We start from the raw sequence: 13,873 nt of genomic DNA on the forward strand, positions 1-13,873 counted from the left end.
ACGGCCTGTTCCGGTCATAGCGCGCGTGGGGCGAGGCGCCTCGCCGGGCCGGGAGCGCAGGTGTCGTGCGGGCCGGAGTCGCGCGGGCGGATGTCGTGCGGGCCGATCCTGCGGCGGTCAGGAACTGGCGATCTGCGCCGGAAGCTCGCCATGCACGGCGGCCGCGGTCACATCCACGGCGCGCAGGATGTCGGCATCGCGATGCGCCGCCGAGAAGAAGAAGCGGATGCGCGGCCGATCCTTGGGCACGCCCACCTGCACGATGGGCGGCGCGTAGATGCCGTGATCCATCAGCACCTGGCTGACCAGCATGGTCTGCTCGGGGCTGTCGAAGAATAGCGGCACCACCGCCTCGCCGATGGCGCAGCCCGGGTTCAGCCCGGCGGCGCGGGCGCTGTCGCGGAACAGGCGCGATTTCTCCTTCAGCCGCGCGACGCGCTCCGGCTCGCGCCGGAGAAGGTTCACGGCGGCGTTGGCGCTGGCCACGGTCGCCGGCGACAGCCCCACCGAATAGACGAAGCCCGGCAGGGTGAAGCGCAGCCAGGCGATCACCTCGGCCGAGGCGCAGATGAATCCGCCCGAGGATACGAAGCTCTTCGACAGGGTGCCGACGGAGAGCTCGATCTCGGCCGGGTCGATGCCGAAATGCTCGGTGATGCCGCGGCCGTACTCGCCGAGCACGCCGTAGGAATGCGCCTCGTCCACCAGCAGCCAGGCGTCGTGGCGGGTCTTCATCTCCACCAGCCGGGGCAGGTCGGGGATGTCGCCGTCCATCGAGTAAAGCCCCTCGACGACCACCAGAACGTGGCGGAACTCGTGCCGGGTCTCGTCGAGCTGGCGTTCCAGGTCGTCCAGGTCGTTATGCTCGAAGGTCCGGCACTCGAACCGGCCGGACTTGGCGCCCACCACGATGGAATTGTGCGCCAGGCTGTCGATCAGCACCAGATCGCGCGGGCCCAGAAGGTGGTTTATCAGCGACAGGTTGGTCAGATAGCCCGAGATCAGCGTCAGCACGTCGCCCACGCCCAGGAACTCCGCCAGGTTCCGCTCCAGCGCGCGATGCGCGGTGCGTTCGCCGCCCACGAGCCGCGAGGCGCCGGCGCCGGCGCCCAGGTCCTGCACCGCCTCCGAGGCGGCGCCGATCACTTCGGGGTGCCGCGACAGGCCCAGATAGTCGTAATGCGCAAGGCTCACGTACCCGTCGGGTTTCGAGGAATACATCTGCTCCAGACGGTCGACCGGAACGAAATAGGGATGGCCCTTTTCGATGATCGACTTGCCGGCCAGACGAAACCGTCGCTCTGCCACCGCCGCAAAGCTTGGACGTTCCGGCCCGGCCTCTGAAACCATCCCAATACCTCCTTGGGGCACAAACTGTTTTGCCCGCCCGTGGTCTGCCTGTCCGGCCCAACCTAGCGAATTTGGCGATACTCACAATAGTCCTGCCCGGTGTGGCAAGCGAAAATCCCCTATGCTTCCCGAGATGTAACGGCCTGTAACAGTTGGTGACCCCTGCGCGCGCGGGCGCGGGTTCGTGCGGGGTCGGCCGTGGCGCGGGCCTCGTCGCCGCCCCGACGTCGGCGGAAACCTGCCGATGGGTGGGGCCGGCATGCAGCGTTGCAGTGCGGGCGCGCCGTGCATAGGGATGATCGGGAGGCGGCGGCGTGGCGCCCGCCCGGAGACAGGGAGAACGGATGGACATGGCGGCGATCCGGACCGCGGGCGGATGATCGGCGAACTGGGCCTGATCCTGCTGGCGCTGGCCCTGGGCGGGCTGATCAAGGGCGCCGTGGGCGCCGGGGCGCCGGTGGTCGCGGTGCCGGTGCTGGTGCTGCTGTTCGACGTGCAGCTCGCCGTTGCGGTGATGGTGATCCCCAACGTGTTCAGCAACGTCCTGCAGGGCTGGCAGTACCGCGACAAGGCGCTGCCGCCGCGCTTCACCTGGGGCTACGCGATCACCGGCGCCGTCGGCGTGGCGGTCGGGACATGGGTGCTGGCGACGGTGCCGCCGCGCTTCCTGCTGCTCGCGGTCGCCGCGGCGGTCTTCGGCTTCATCGGCTTTCGGATCGTCCGGCCGCACGCGGTCCTGTCCTACCGCGTCGCCGAGATCATTGTCTGGCCCGTGGGCGTGGCGGCGGGAGTGCTGCAGGGCGCGACGGGCATCTCGGCGCCGATCTCGATCACCTTCCTGAATGCCATGGGGCTGAAGCGCGAGACCTTCATCGGCACGATCTCGGTGTTCTTCCTGGTGATCTCGGTCGTGCAGATCCCGGTTCTGTGGGTCTACGGCCTGCTCGACTGGCAGCGCACCCTCTACGGCATCGCCGCCATCGCGCCGCTGATGGGGTTCATGCCGGTGGGGAATTTCCTGGCCAGCAAGCTGCCGCCGAAGCTGTTCGACCGGGTGATCCTGGCGCTGCTGGCGGTGATCGCGGTGCGGATGATCTGGAAGGCGTTTCAGTAAGGTGGGGGCGGGTCTTGAGTTTCGTGGTTTCGGATCGCTGGCGCGATCCGATCCGCTGGGGGGGACGCTGTCCCCCGTCGTCCATCGGGCTTGAACCGATGGCGCCTCGATGGACGACCCCCCTGGGATATTTTCGGTCAGAAGAAATTGGGAGTCGGCGCTTCACGAGTGGGTCAGCGCCACTCTTCCAGGTGGCTGGCGCAGCCGGTCAGGGCGGCGTAGTCGTCGGCCACGACCGAGACGCCGAAATTGCCCATGAAGCCGGCGAAGCGGCCCTTGTCGCGGAAGGCGTCGGCGAAGCCGTAGCGCTCCAGGTAGGGCGCGAAGGCCGTGGCGACGCCGCCGATCAGGTAGATGCCGCCGAAGGGCAGGGTGTTCAGCGCCAGGTTGCCCACGACCGAGCCGAACAGACGGACGTAGACCCGCGCCGTTTCCTCGGCGCGCGGGTCGCTGCCGTCCTGTAGCGCGGCCAGGATATCGGCCGCCCGCTTCTCGCGCAGATCGCCCGCCTCGTGGCCGAGCCAGGCATAGATCCGTTCGACCCCGCGGCCCGCGAGCACGTCCTCGATGCCGGGAAAGCCGTGCGCCGTCTCGACGAAATGCGCCAGCCGCAAATCCGCCGCGCTGCGCACCGGCATGTTGGCGTGCCCCGCCTCGGCCGGCGGCACCAGCCGGCCCTTGCGCGTGTGATAGACCGTGGCCGCGTTGAACCCGGTGCCGGCGCCCACCACCAGCCGCGTCGCGTCGGCCCCGGCCTCCGGCCCCGCGATCACCGGCCGCAGCGCGTCCGTGCCCAGATGTTCCAGCGCGAAGCCCTGCGCCTGCAGGTCGTTCAGCACCGACACCACCTCGGCCTGCGCCGCCCGTGCCACCGTCGCCCCGTCGATGCGCCAGTCGAGGTTGGTCATCGTGCCGACCCCGTCGCGCACCGGCCCGGCGATGGCCACGCAGGCGCCCCAGCAGTCGACATCGTCCTCGGCCGCCAGGAACTCGCGCAGGACCGTCTCCAGCCCGGCGTAATCGGCATTGCGGTAGCGGCGCACCGTGTCGGGCAGCACCCGCAGCCCCTCGGCCAGCGCCACGCGCGTGTTGGTGCCGCCGATATCGGCGACGAGGGCGAAGCGGTCGGCGTCTCGGGTCATGGGAACCTAGCGGGCAAGGGCCTTCTGCAGCGCGTGATAGGACGCTTTCGGGGTGCGTGCCAAGCTGTTGAAGTCGACATGCACCAGCCCGAAGCGCTTTTCGTAGCCCAGCGCCCATTCGTAATTGTCCATCAGCGACCAGATGAAATAGCCCTTCAGGTTGACGCCCTCGTCGATGGAGCGCCTGACCACCTCCATGTGCTTGTCGAGATAGTCGATGCGGTGCGCGTCGTTGACCGCGCCCTTCCTGATCTTGTCGGCGGCCGACATGCCGTTTTCGGTGACGAAGATCGGGATGTTGCGGGCATAGGCCTGGCTCACGCGGATCAGCAGCTGGTACAGCCCCTCGGGGTAGATCTCCCAGCCCATGGTGGTTTGCGGAAGATTGCCCGTCATCTCCTTGAAATCGCAGAACAATCCCGTTTCGCCCGGCGCCACGAGCTTGCGCGTGTAGTAATTCATGCCGGCCCAGTCGACGGGGGCCGAGATCGCCTTCATGTCGTCCTGCCAGCCCTTGGGCATATGCGGCTCCAGATGCTCCAGCACGTCGGGCGGGTAGGTGCCGCCGTAGATCGCCGAGAGGAACCAGCGGTTGTATATGCCGTCGTAGAGCTTGGCCGCCGCGGCCGACTCGTCGGTGCTGTCGGCGGGCATGGCGTATTCGTGGTTGGTGACGGCGCCCAGGTTCTGCATCCCCAGCCCGCGCATCACCTCGATCGCCCGGCCATGGGCCAGCAGCACGTGGTGCATCGCCCGCGCGGCGGCGCGGATGTCGCGGAGGCCCGGCGCGTGCAGCCCCATGAAATGCGACAGCCAGGCCACGCACCACGGCTCGTTGATCGGCGCGGCCGCATGCACGCGGTCGCCGATCCGGCTCATCAGCACATGGGTGAACTCGCCGAACCACTCGGCGATGTCGCGGTTGCGCCAGCCGCCCTTGTCGGCCAGCGGCGAGGGCAGCTCCCAGTGATAGAGCGTGGCATAGGGCTTCAGCTTGCGCTCCAGCATCGCGTCGACGAGACGGTCGTAGAAATCCAGCCCCTCGTCGTTGGGCTTGCCGGTGCCCTCGGGCAGAACCCGCGCCCAGGAGGTCGAGAAGCGGTAGGCATCCAGCCCCAATCTGGCCGCAAGATCAAGGTCTTCCTCGTAGCGGTTGAAGTGATCGCAGGCGCGCGCGCCGTTCTCGGCCCGCACCACGTTGCCCGGCGTGGCGGCGAAATCGTCCCAATGCGTGCGGCCGGCGCCGCCCTGGCCGTGGCCCTCGATCTGGTAAGAGGAGGTGGCGGCCCCGAAGGTGAAATCCCTGGGGAAGTCGGCGCGGCTATATCTCATGAAATCCTCGTTCACATGCGTTGCGGGGCGGGACCCGTTGACTGCCCCACCATGAGTTCGGCTTCAAGTAGGTGCTGCTGCGGCGCCTGGCCAGGGTTCTGCACCAGATCTATGACCCGCTCGGCACAGAGCCGCCCCGCCTGGCGCACCGAGGAGCGGGTCGCGGTGAAGATCGGCACCTCGCCGCCGTTCGACAGATAGCTGAGATCGTCGTCATGGGTGATGATCGAGATGTCGCGCGCCATCCGTAGGCCCCGTTCCTCGACCGCGCGCCGGACCCCCAGCGCGGCGATCATCGACGAGCAGAGAAAGGCGGTCGGCGCGTCGTGCTGCGCCAGCATCTCCTGCGCGCTGGCATAGCCGTAGCCCTCGGTCATCTGGTCGGAGCGGATCAGGCCGTCGTCCACCGCAACGCCGCGGTCCTGCAGCGCCGTGCAATAGCCCGCCAGCCGGCGCTCGGCGAAGTCCATCACCGTCATCCCGTTGATCAGCGCGATGCGGCGATGGCCGAAATCCAAAAGGAACTCGGTCGCCCGCTGGAAGGCGCGCAGGTTGTTGACGTCGACCCAGTCGTAATCGTCGCCGCGCCGCGAGATGCGGCCGTGGACGACGAAGGGCAGGCCGATCTCGCGCAGCAGCCCGACGCGGGCATCGTCGGTCCGGGGGCCGTGGACGATGATGCCGTCCACCGTGCCCTTGGCCGCCAGCGCGCGGTAGGCGTCCTCCTCGGCGTCGTCGGGCACCAGCGACAGCATCATGTCGTAACCGTGCTGCAGGTAGGTCTCCGACGCCCCGGCGACGAAGTCGGAGAAGACGGGGTTCACGATCTCGCCCTTGTTGGACACGGGCAGCACATGGCCCACCGCCATGGCGCGGCCGGTGGCAAGGCTCTTGGCCCGGGCGTTGGGACGGTAATTGTGGGTCTCGGCCGCCTTCAGCACCTTCGCCCGGGTCGCTTCCGCCACCTCCGGGTAGCCGTTCAGCGCCCGGCTGACCGTTGTCTGCGAAAGTCCCAGCTTTTCAGACAGTTGCTTGAGGTTCATCAGGCGGCCCGTGCGTCAAAGCGCTTTGAAGATTCTGTCAAACCTAGACCCGCGCACGCAATGCGTCAAAGCTTTCGGTTTCTGCGGCGCGTCAATGCAGCTGCAGCGAGTTCTTGTTGTTTTTTCGGGAGTTGCAGAGAATCGGTTGACAGCTCTCGCCGTATCGCGGAGCCTGCGACTATCCAAAGCGCTTTGACGAATTCGAAGCGCCCACATGGTTCTTTGGACGGCGCGCAGACGCGCCTCACCGGGAGGTACTTCAATGAAACATCTTCTCTACACCGGCGCCGCGGCGGTTGCGCTGACGGCAGGCATGGCCAACGCGGCCGCGCATCTGCCGTTCACCCCCGGCGACGGCGGGTTCAACTGGGACAGCTTCAACGACTTCGCCGACGCCTACGACCTGAGCGGGCAGAGCGTGTCGGTCTCCGGCCCGTGGATCGGCCCCGACCGCGATCTCGTGGTCAACATGTTCGCCTATTTCGAGGAGGCCACCGGCGCCACGGTCGACTATTCGGGCTCCGACAGCTTCGAAAGCGAGATCCGCCGCGCCGCGCAGACCGGCGGCCTGCCGAACATCGCGGTCTTCCCGCAGCCGGGCCTGCTGGCCGACCTCGCCGCCTCGGGCCACATCACGCCGCTGGGCGAGGACACGGCCGAGTGGTACCGCGAGAACTATGCCGCCGGCGAAAGCTGGGTGGATCTCGCCACCAGCTACAACGAGCAGGCCGGCGAGGACGCCGTGAACGGGCTGTTCTACAAGGTCGATCTGAAGTCGCTCGTCTGGTACTCGCCGCCGGTCTTCGACGAGCTGGGCTACGAGATCCCCGAGACGATGGAAGAGCTGATCGCGCTCTCCGAGCAGGCGGTCGAGGACGGTTTCACCCCCTGGTGCATCGGCATCGGGTCGGAAGGCGCCACCGGCTGGCCGGCGACCGACTGGATCGAGGACATCATGCTGCGCACGCAGCCGCTGGAGGTCTACGACCAGTGGGTGTCGAACGAGATTCCCTTCACCGATGAGCGGGTGGTGAACGCGATCGAGACCTTCGGCTCCTTCGCCCGCAACGAGGACTTCACCGGCATGACGCCGGCCGAGGTCGTCGCCACCGACTTCCGCAACAGCCCCGACGGCCTGTTCGAGTTCCCGCCGGATTGCCTGATGCATCGCCAGGCCTCGTTCATCCCGACCTTCTTCCCCGAGGGGGCGGAGTACGACTTCTTCTACTTCCCGCCCTATGAGAGCGAGGATCTCGGCAACCCGGTCCTCGGCGCGGGCACCGTCTGGGGCATCACCGATGACAGCGAGACGGCCGAGGTGCTGATCGAGTTCCTCAAGACCCCGATCGCCCACGAGGTGTGGATGGCGCAGTCCGGCTTCCTCACGCCGCATCTGGGCGTGGACACCGAGCTTTACGCCAACGACACGCTGAAGGGCATGGGCGAGATCCTGCGCGAGGCGACCTCGTTCCGCTTCGACGCCTCCGACCTGATGCCCTCCGAGATCGGCACCAGCGCGTTCTGGACCGGCATGGTCGAATACATGCGCTCCGGCGACGCGCAGGCCGAGGCGCAGAGCATCCAGGACGCCTGGGACGCGATCAAGTAACGGCACCGGGCCGGCGCGGGCCCGCCACGGCCCGCGCCGCGCCCGCCCCAACGCATCTCGCGCGCGCCGCCCGGCGGCGGCGCCGCAGCCGGCCAGTGCGCCCCACGGGTCGCGCAACAGGGGAGGAGACCCATGTTCGACTCAGTCATCGTGTCCGGGATCGCCACGATCATCATCGGCGTCGGGGGGATGTTCGCCTATTTCTGGCTGTCCAACCTGTTTCTCGACAAGGTGCTGTTCCCGCCCACGGGCAAGGATATCGGGCGCAACATCAACCGCGCCAACATGGTCCGCCCCTGGCTGTTCCTGTTTCCCGCGATCTTCGCGCTGGGCCTCTACCTCGTGGTGCCGGTGTTCTACTCGGCCTGGCTGTCCTTCACGTCCGGCGTGGCCGCGGAGGGCAGCTGGTACCGCAACTATTCCGAGATCTTCCAGAACGAGACCTTCCGCGTCTCGCTTCTGAACAACCTGTTGTGGGTGCTGGTGGTGCCCGCCGCCTCGACCTTCTTCGGCCTGGTCGCGGCGCAGCTGACCGACAAGCTCAGCTGGGGCAACTTCGCCAAGTCGCTGATCTTCATGCCGATGGCGATCAGCTTCGTCGGCGCTTCGCTGATCTGGAGCTTCGTCTACCACCCCGATATCGAGATCGGCGTGATCAACGCGATCCGCGGCCTGTTCGGCGCCGAAGAGGGCGTGACGCTGATCGACGGCCAGATCGTCGACAGCTTCCTGCTGATGGTGGTGCTGATCTGGATCCAGACCGGCTTTGCCATGGTGATCCTGTCGGCGGCGCTGCGCGGCGTGCCCGAGGAGACCATCGAGGCGGCGATCATCGACGGCGCCAACCCGTTCCAGATCTTCTTCCGAATCAAGGTGCCGCAGATCATCGGCACCATCGTCGTGGTCTGGACGACGATCACAATCCTGGTGCTGAAGGTCTACGACATCGTCGCCGCGATGGGGAACCAGTACCGCAACCTCGAAATCCTGCCGACGCAGATGATGCAGTATTTCGACAGCGGCAACTACGGCTTCGCCACGGCGATCTCTGTCGTCATCATGATACTCGTGCTGCCGGTCATGGTCTGGAACATCCGCCAGGCCCGCGCCGAAACGCGCTGAGGGGAGGGGAGCGCCATGGACAATATCGCCGGACAGAAATCGGGCCTGAGCATCGCCACCCACCTCGCGACGCTGCTGCTCGTCGTGATCTGGATCGTGCCGACGGTGGGGCTGCTGATCACCTCGCTGCGCGATCAGGACGCCATCTCGCAGACCGGCTGGTGGCGGGCGCTGCAGGGCGCGCCGCAGACCATGATCCTGTCGGTCCCCGTCGAGGGCCAGGTGCAGGAGGGCGACCGGTGGGTTCTGGAGGCCAATATTTTCGAGGGCGAGCCCGCGGGCGACCTGCCGCCGGACATCCTGGAAAAGCAGACGGTGGAGAGCTTCGGCGTGTCGCGCCTGCGCGGCGCCAATGTCGCCGCCGGCGGCAGCGCCGAGACCCGCGACGGCGTGACGGTCACGCTGACCGAGGACGGCACCCTGACCGCGACCGCGCCGGAGCGGATGGAGGGGCCGCTGAACCTGCCCGTGGCGCTGATCGCGCCGCCGCAGATGACCCTGGCCAACTATGCCGAGGTGCTCACCGACATGAGCGCCGAAGAGCGGGCCGAGGCGCGCGAGCGGGGGCAGACCCTGACCGACATGCTGTTCTCGGACGAGGCGCTGTTCGGGCCGTTCATCAACACGATGACCGTGGCGATCCCGGCCACCATCATCCCGATCCTGATCGCCGCCTTCGCGGCCTATGCGCTGGCCTGGATGGATTTTCCCGGCCGCGGGCTGCTCATCGCCATCGTCGTCGGGCTTTTGGTGGTGCCGCTGCAGCTCGCGTTCGTGCCGCTGACGATCATCCACGGCTGGCTCGGCATCGGCAAGAGCTTCCTCGGCATCTGGCTCGCGCATACCGGGTTCGGGCTGCCGCTCGCCGTGTATCTCCTGCGCAACTACATGGTCGGCCTGCCGCGCGACATCATCGAGAACGCCAAGGTGGACGGGGCGACGGATTTCGAGATCTTCGTCCGCATCGTCCTGCCGCTCAGCTTCCCGGCGCTGGCGAGCTTCGCCATCTTCCAGTTCCTGTGGACCTGGAACGACCTGCTGGTGGCCAGCGTGTTCCTGCCCGCCGACACCGAAAGCACGGTGATGACCCGCTTCGTGGTCACCAACCTCCTGGGCTCGCGCGGGGGCGAGTGGCACATCCTGGCCGCGGCCGCCTTCGTGATGATCGCGGTGCCGCTGGTGGTGTTCTTCTCGATGCAGCGCTTCCTGGTGCGCGGCCTGCTGGCCGGCTCGGTCAAGTAACGCGGAGACGTCATGACGATCCTTCCCGCATCGCCGCCGCAGCCAGATATGTCCTCGCACGACGCGGACTGGTGGCGCGGCGCGGTCATCTACCAGATCTACCCGCGCAGCTATCAGGACTCCAACGGCGACGGGGTGGGGGATCTCTCGGGCATCATCCACCGGCTGCCGCATGTCGCCTCGCTGGGGGTGGACGCGATCTGGATCTCGCCGTTCTTCAAGTCGCCGATGCTCGACTTCGGCTATGACGTCAGCGACTACAAGGACGTCGACCCGATGTTCGGCACGCTCGGCGATTTCGACGCGCTGATCTCCCGCGCGCACGAGTTGGGGCTGAAGGTGCTGATCGACCTGGTGCTGTCGCACACCTCCGACCAGCATCCCTGGTTCAAGCAGAGCCGCACCGGCGAGGACAGGGCCGACTGGTATGTCTGGGCCGACGCCAAGCCCGACGGGACGCCGCCCAACAACTGGCTGTCGATCTTCGGCGGCTCGGCCTGGGAATGGGACGGCGAGCGCATGCAGTACTACATGCACAACTTCCTGCGCGAGCAGCCGGACCTGAACCTGCACAACCCCGAGGTGCAGGATGCGCTGCTGGACGTCACCCGCTTCTGGCTGGAGCGCGGGGTCGACGGCTTCCGCCTCGACACGATCAACTTCTACTTCCACGACCGGCAGCTGCGCGACAACCCGGCGCTGGACCCGGCCGCGCGCAACGACACCATCGCGCCGGCGGTGAACCCCTATAACTGGCAGGACCACCTCTATTCCAAGAACCAGCCCGAGAACATCGCCTTCCTGCAGCGGTTCCGGTCGCTTCTGAACGCCTACGGCGCGACCACCGCCGTGGGCGAGGTCGGCGACGCCCAGCGCGGCATGGAGATTCAGGCCGAATACACCTCGGGCGGCGACAAGGTGCATATGTGCTACTCGTTCGAGTTCCTCTCGAACACCATCCCCACCGGCAGCTACGTTGCCGACGTGCTGCGCCGCTACGAGGCCGGGATCGGCGACGGCTGGGCCTGCTGGGCGTTTTCCAACCACGACGTCGTGCGCCACGCCTCGCGCTGGCATCTCGACGAGGCCGGCATCCGGCTTGCCTGCGCGCTTCTGCTGTCGCTGCGCGGCTCCGTCTGCCTCTACCAGGGCGAGGAGCTGGGCCTGACCGAGGCCTATGTCGCCTTCGAGGAACTGCAGGATCCTTACGGCATCCGCTTCTGGCCCAAGTTCCGCGGCCGCGACGGCTGCCGCACGCCGATCCCCTGGGTGCGCGACAACCGCAACGGCGGCTTCTCGGAAGGCAAGCCCTGGCTGCCGGTCGCGATGGAACATCTGGACCGCGCCGTGTCGGTGCAGGACCGCGCGCCGGAGAGCACGCTGACCTTCTACCGCCGCATGATCGCCTTCCGCGCCGCCCATCCGGCCCTGGCCAAGGGCACGCTGGAGGTGGCGGAGGCCGCCGAGGACCGGCTTGCGATTATCCGCGCCCATGCGGACCGCCGCGTCCTGTGCGCCTTCAACCTGAGCGGCGACGAGATCGAGATGACATTGCCCGCGGGCGACTGGGCCGCCGCACAGGAGGCGCCGTTCGACCTGCGGGCGACGAACAACACCGTGACGCTGCCGCCGTATCAGGCGTATTTCGGCGTCGAAGGCGGGGCGTAGGGAGGACCAAGACCCATGGCAGGACTGAAGCTGAGAGAAGTTGAGAAGACCTATGGCGGCACGGTCGAGGTGCTCAAGGACATCAACCTCGACATCGAACCCGGCGAACTGGTCGTCTTCGTCGGCCCCTCGGGCTGCGGCAAGTCCACGCTTCTGCGGATGATCGCGGGGCTGGAGAAGATTACCGGCGGCACGCTGGAGATCGACGGGGTGCTGGTGAACGACGTGCCCCCCGCCCAGCGCGGCATCGCCATGGTGTTCCAGTCCTACGCGCTCTACCCGCATATGACGGTGCGCGACAACATGGCGTTCTCGCTGAAGATCGCCAAGAAGTCGAAGGACGAGATCGACGCCGGCGTCCAGAAGGCCGCGAAGATCCTGCAGCTGGAACCCTTCCTCGACCGCCTGCCCAAGGCGCTGTCGGGCGGCCAGCGCCAGCGCGTCGCCATCGGCCGCGCCATCGTGCGCGACCCCAAGGTCTATCTGTTCGACGAGCCGCTGTCGAACCTCGACGCCGCCCTGCGCGTCGCCACCCGGATCGAGATCGCCCAGCTCAAGGAATCGATGCCGGATTCCACGATGATCTACGTCACCCACGACCAGATCGAGGCGATGACGCTCGCCTCCCGCATCGTGGTGCTGGCCAACAAGGGCATCTCCCAGGTGGGCACGCCGCTGGAGCTTTACGAAAAGCCCGAGAACGAGTTCGTGGCCCAGTTCATCGGCTCGCCCGCCATGAACCTGCTGCCGGGCGAGATCGTCGGCACCGGCGCTGAGACCACCGTGAAGCTCGACGGCGAGGGCACCGCCGTCTCCCACGTCCCCACGACCGAGGCCGATATGGGGCTGAAGGTCAATGTGGGCGTCCGGCCCGAGGATCTGGTGGAGACCGAGGGCGAGGACTGGCTCTACGACGGCAAGGTCGACATCCTGGAGGCGCTGGGCGAGGTCACGGTGCTCTATTTCGAGCCCGAGCATGGCCGCGACCCGGTGATCGCCAAGCTGCCCGGCATCCATGCCGAGCTGCGCGGCAAGAGCGTGCGGCTGAACGCCGAGCCGTCCCGCGTGCATATCTTCCACGAGGGCAAGTCGCTGCTCTATCGGTAAGGTCCGGGGCGCCCTCCGACAGACCGCCCGTCGGGCGATCCGGCGTCGCGCCCGGAACCCCGGGCGCTGCCCAGCCGTTGGGTCGATAACCGACGGAGGATCCGATGTACGACGCCGCGCAATCCGACAAGGCCATTCTTTACCGCATGGTCATGCCCGACCACCTGTGCCCCTTCGGCCTGAAATCGAAGGATCTGCTCAGGCGCGAGGGCTACGAGGTCGAGGATCACCCCCTGACCACGCGCGAGGAAACCGACGCCTTCATGGAGCGCCACGGGGTCGAGACGACGCCGCAGACCTGGATCGGCGGCGAGCGGATCGGCGGTTACGACGAATTGCGCGTGCATTTCGGCAAGGACGACCCGGACCAGGACACCAGCTATCGCCCGGTGATCGCGATCTTCGGCGTCGCCTTCCTGATGGCGCTGGGCCTGTCCTGGTTCGCCTTCGGCTCCGTGCTGACCCTCCGCGCCGCCGAGTGGTTCATCGCGATCGCGATGTGCTTCCTCGCCGTGCAGAAGCTGCAGGACGTGGAAAGCTTCTCGACGATGTTCTTGAACTACGACCTGCTGGCCCGCCGCTGGGTGCCCTACGGCTATCTCTATCCCTACGGCGAGGCGCTGGCCGGCATCCTGATGGTGGCCGGCGCGCTGATCTGGATCGCGGCACCGGTGGCCGTGTTCATCGGGGCGGTGGGGGCCGTCTCGGTCTTCAAGGCGGTCTATGTCGACAAGCGCGAGCTGAAATGCGCCTGCGTGGGCGGCGACAGCAACGTGCCGCTGGGCTTCGTGTCGCTGACCGAGAACGTGATGATGCTGGTCATGGGGGTCTGGATGCCGCTGCGCCTGTGGATGGGGTGGTAGCCCGCCCCGCCCGCCCGCGCCCCCGAAGCCGCGGGCGGGGTCAGAACACCAGGTTGAACAATCCGATCCCCAGCAGGAACAGGATCGTCAGCGCGTTGGCGAGGATCAGCGCGGCCCAGAGCGTGGGCCGCGGCGGCGGGGCGTGAACGCCCATCACGTCTTTGTCGCGACTCTTCATGTCGCGCATTAGAGCATTTCGGGGCAACCCTGAGTCGCGGGGGATTCCCTTGTGGGACTGTTTGTGATTCATCCTGTTCAGGAGGATGTTTCATGTCAGCACC

The 13,873-nt window shown here is 67.2% G+C and carries 12 protein-coding genes; 7 read left to right on the plus strand and 5 right to left on the minus strand.

Annotated features, from left to right (window positions below; genetic code table 11):
* Nucleotides 1-117: 117 nt before the first annotated feature.
* Complete coding sequence (locus P1J78_RS22375) at nucleotides 118-1,350, minus strand: aminotransferase class I/II-fold pyridoxal phosphate-dependent enzyme (RefSeq protein ID WP_275569606.1); 1,233 nt, start codon at nucleotides 1,348-1,350, stop codon at nucleotides 118-120.
* A 376-nt stretch (nucleotides 1,351-1,726) separates the two neighbouring features.
* Here P1J78_RS22375 and P1J78_RS22380 point away from each other — a divergent pair, with 376 nt between their 5' ends.
* Nucleotides 1,727-2,464 (plus strand): sulfite exporter TauE/SafE family protein, encoded by a 738-nt coding sequence (locus P1J78_RS22380; protein ID WP_275569607.1) that lies wholly within the window; start codon nucleotides 1,727-1,729, stop codon nucleotides 2,462-2,464.
* A gap of 173 nt (nucleotides 2,465-2,637) precedes the next feature.
* Here the strand turns inward: P1J78_RS22380 and P1J78_RS22385 are convergent, their stop codons facing one another.
* Genes P1J78_RS22385 through P1J78_RS22395 form a run of 3 tightly spaced genes read right to left on the minus strand, consistent with a single transcriptional unit; the run spans nucleotide 2,638 to nucleotide 5,981 of the window.
* Nucleotides 2,638-3,606 carry a glucokinase gene (locus P1J78_RS22385; protein WP_275569608.1) on the minus strand — a complete coding sequence of 323 codons (969 nt, stop codon included), beginning with the start codon at nucleotides 3,604-3,606 and terminating at the stop codon, nucleotides 2,638-2,640.
* Between the two features lie 6 nt (nucleotides 3,607-3,612).
* A complete protein-coding gene (locus P1J78_RS22390) occupies nucleotides 3,613-4,938 on the minus strand; it encodes a GH1 family beta-glucosidase (RefSeq protein WP_275569609.1) in 1,326 nt (441 codons plus the stop codon).
* An 11-nt stretch (nucleotides 4,939-4,949) separates the two neighbouring features.
* Nucleotides 4,950-5,981 (minus strand): LacI family DNA-binding transcriptional regulator, encoded by a 1,032-nt coding sequence (locus P1J78_RS22395; protein ID WP_275569610.1) that lies wholly within the window; start codon nucleotides 5,979-5,981, stop codon nucleotides 4,950-4,952.
* Nucleotides 5,982-6,243: 262 nt separating this feature from the next.
* On the opposite strand from P1J78_RS22395, the gene P1J78_RS22400 reads away from it, so the two are divergent.
* The 6 genes from P1J78_RS22400 (at nucleotide 6,244) to P1J78_RS22425 (ending at nucleotide 13,592) form a co-directional block, all read left to right on the plus strand.
* Nucleotides 6,244-7,590 carry an ABC transporter substrate-binding protein gene (locus P1J78_RS22400; protein WP_275569611.1) on the plus strand — a complete coding sequence of 449 codons (1,347 nt, stop codon included), beginning with the start codon at nucleotides 6,244-6,246 and terminating at the stop codon, nucleotides 7,588-7,590.
* Nucleotides 7,591-7,722: 132 nt separating this feature from the next.
* Nucleotides 7,723-8,712 carry a carbohydrate ABC transporter permease gene (locus P1J78_RS22405; protein WP_275569612.1) on the plus strand — a complete coding sequence of 330 codons (990 nt, stop codon included), beginning with the start codon at nucleotides 7,723-7,725 and terminating at the stop codon, nucleotides 8,710-8,712.
* Between the two features lie 15 nt (nucleotides 8,713-8,727).
* Nucleotides 8,728-9,954, plus strand: a complete 1,227-nt coding sequence (locus tag P1J78_RS22410; RefSeq protein ID WP_275569613.1) for a carbohydrate ABC transporter permease — start codon at nucleotides 8,728-8,730, stop codon at nucleotides 9,952-9,954.
* 48 nt (nucleotides 9,955-10,002) lie between these two features.
* Entirely contained in the window at nucleotides 10,003-11,622 is a 1,620-nt protein-coding gene (locus P1J78_RS22415; RefSeq protein WP_275569614.1) for an alpha-glucosidase family protein, read from the plus strand.
* 15 nt (nucleotides 11,623-11,637) lie between these two features.
* Entirely contained in the window at nucleotides 11,638-12,729 is a 1,092-nt protein-coding gene (locus tag P1J78_RS22420) for an ABC transporter ATP-binding protein (RefSeq protein ID WP_275569615.1), read from the plus strand.
* Nucleotides 12,730-12,833: 104 nt separating this feature from the next.
* The gene (locus P1J78_RS22425; RefSeq protein WP_275569616.1) at nucleotides 12,834-13,592 is read left to right on the plus strand and encodes a MauE/DoxX family redox-associated membrane protein; all 759 of its coding nucleotides are present in this window, start codon (nucleotides 12,834-12,836) and stop codon (nucleotides 13,590-13,592) included.
* A 40-nt stretch (nucleotides 13,593-13,632) separates the two neighbouring features.
* Here P1J78_RS22425 and P1J78_RS22430 read toward each other — a convergent pair whose 3' ends face one another.
* Entirely contained in the window at nucleotides 13,633-13,770 is a 138-nt protein-coding gene (locus tag P1J78_RS22430) for a hypothetical protein (RefSeq protein ID WP_275569617.1), read from the minus strand.
* Nucleotides 13,771-13,873: the final 103 nt, after the last annotated feature.

This window comes from Psychromarinibacter sediminicola, assembly GCF_029168335.1.
In the GTDB taxonomy this organism is placed as follows: Bacteria; Pseudomonadota; Alphaproteobacteria; order Rhodobacterales; family Rhodobacteraceae; genus Psychromarinibacter; species Psychromarinibacter sediminicola.

Bases quoted from the DNA above. Each gene is read 5' to 3' on its own strand.
- P1J78_RS22375 (WP_275569606.1), bottom strand. From the start codon at position 1,350: ATGGTTTCAGAGGCCGGGCCGGAACGTCCAAGCTTTGCGGCGGTGGCA.
- P1J78_RS22380 (WP_275569607.1), top strand. From the start codon at position 1,727: ATGATCGGCGAACTGGGCCTGATCCTGCTGGCGCTGGCCCTGGGCGGG.
- P1J78_RS22385 (WP_275569608.1), bottom strand. From the start codon at position 3,606: ATGACCCGAGACGCCGACCGCTTCGCCCTCGTCGCCGATATCGGCGGC.
- P1J78_RS22390 (WP_275569609.1), bottom strand. From the start codon at position 4,938: ATGAGATATAGCCGCGCCGACTTCCCCAGGGATTTCACCTTCGGGGCC.
- P1J78_RS22395 (WP_275569610.1), bottom strand. From the start codon at position 5,981: ATGAACCTCAAGCAACTGTCTGAAAAGCTGGGACTTTCGCAGACAACG.
- P1J78_RS22400 (WP_275569611.1), top strand. From the start codon at position 6,244: ATGAAACATCTTCTCTACACCGGCGCCGCGGCGGTTGCGCTGACGGCA.
- P1J78_RS22405 (WP_275569612.1), top strand. From the start codon at position 7,723: ATGTTCGACTCAGTCATCGTGTCCGGGATCGCCACGATCATCATCGGC.
- P1J78_RS22410 (WP_275569613.1), top strand. From the start codon at position 8,728: ATGGACAATATCGCCGGACAGAAATCGGGCCTGAGCATCGCCACCCAC.
- P1J78_RS22415 (WP_275569614.1), top strand. From the start codon at position 10,003: ATGTCCTCGCACGACGCGGACTGGTGGCGCGGCGCGGTCATCTACCAG.
- P1J78_RS22420 (WP_275569615.1), top strand. From the start codon at position 11,638: ATGGCAGGACTGAAGCTGAGAGAAGTTGAGAAGACCTATGGCGGCACG.
- P1J78_RS22425 (WP_275569616.1), top strand. From the start codon at position 12,834: ATGTACGACGCCGCGCAATCCGACAAGGCCATTCTTTACCGCATGGTC.
- P1J78_RS22430 (WP_275569617.1), bottom strand. From the start codon at position 13,770: ATGAAGAGTCGCGACAAAGACGTGATGGGCGTTCACGCCCCGCCGCCG.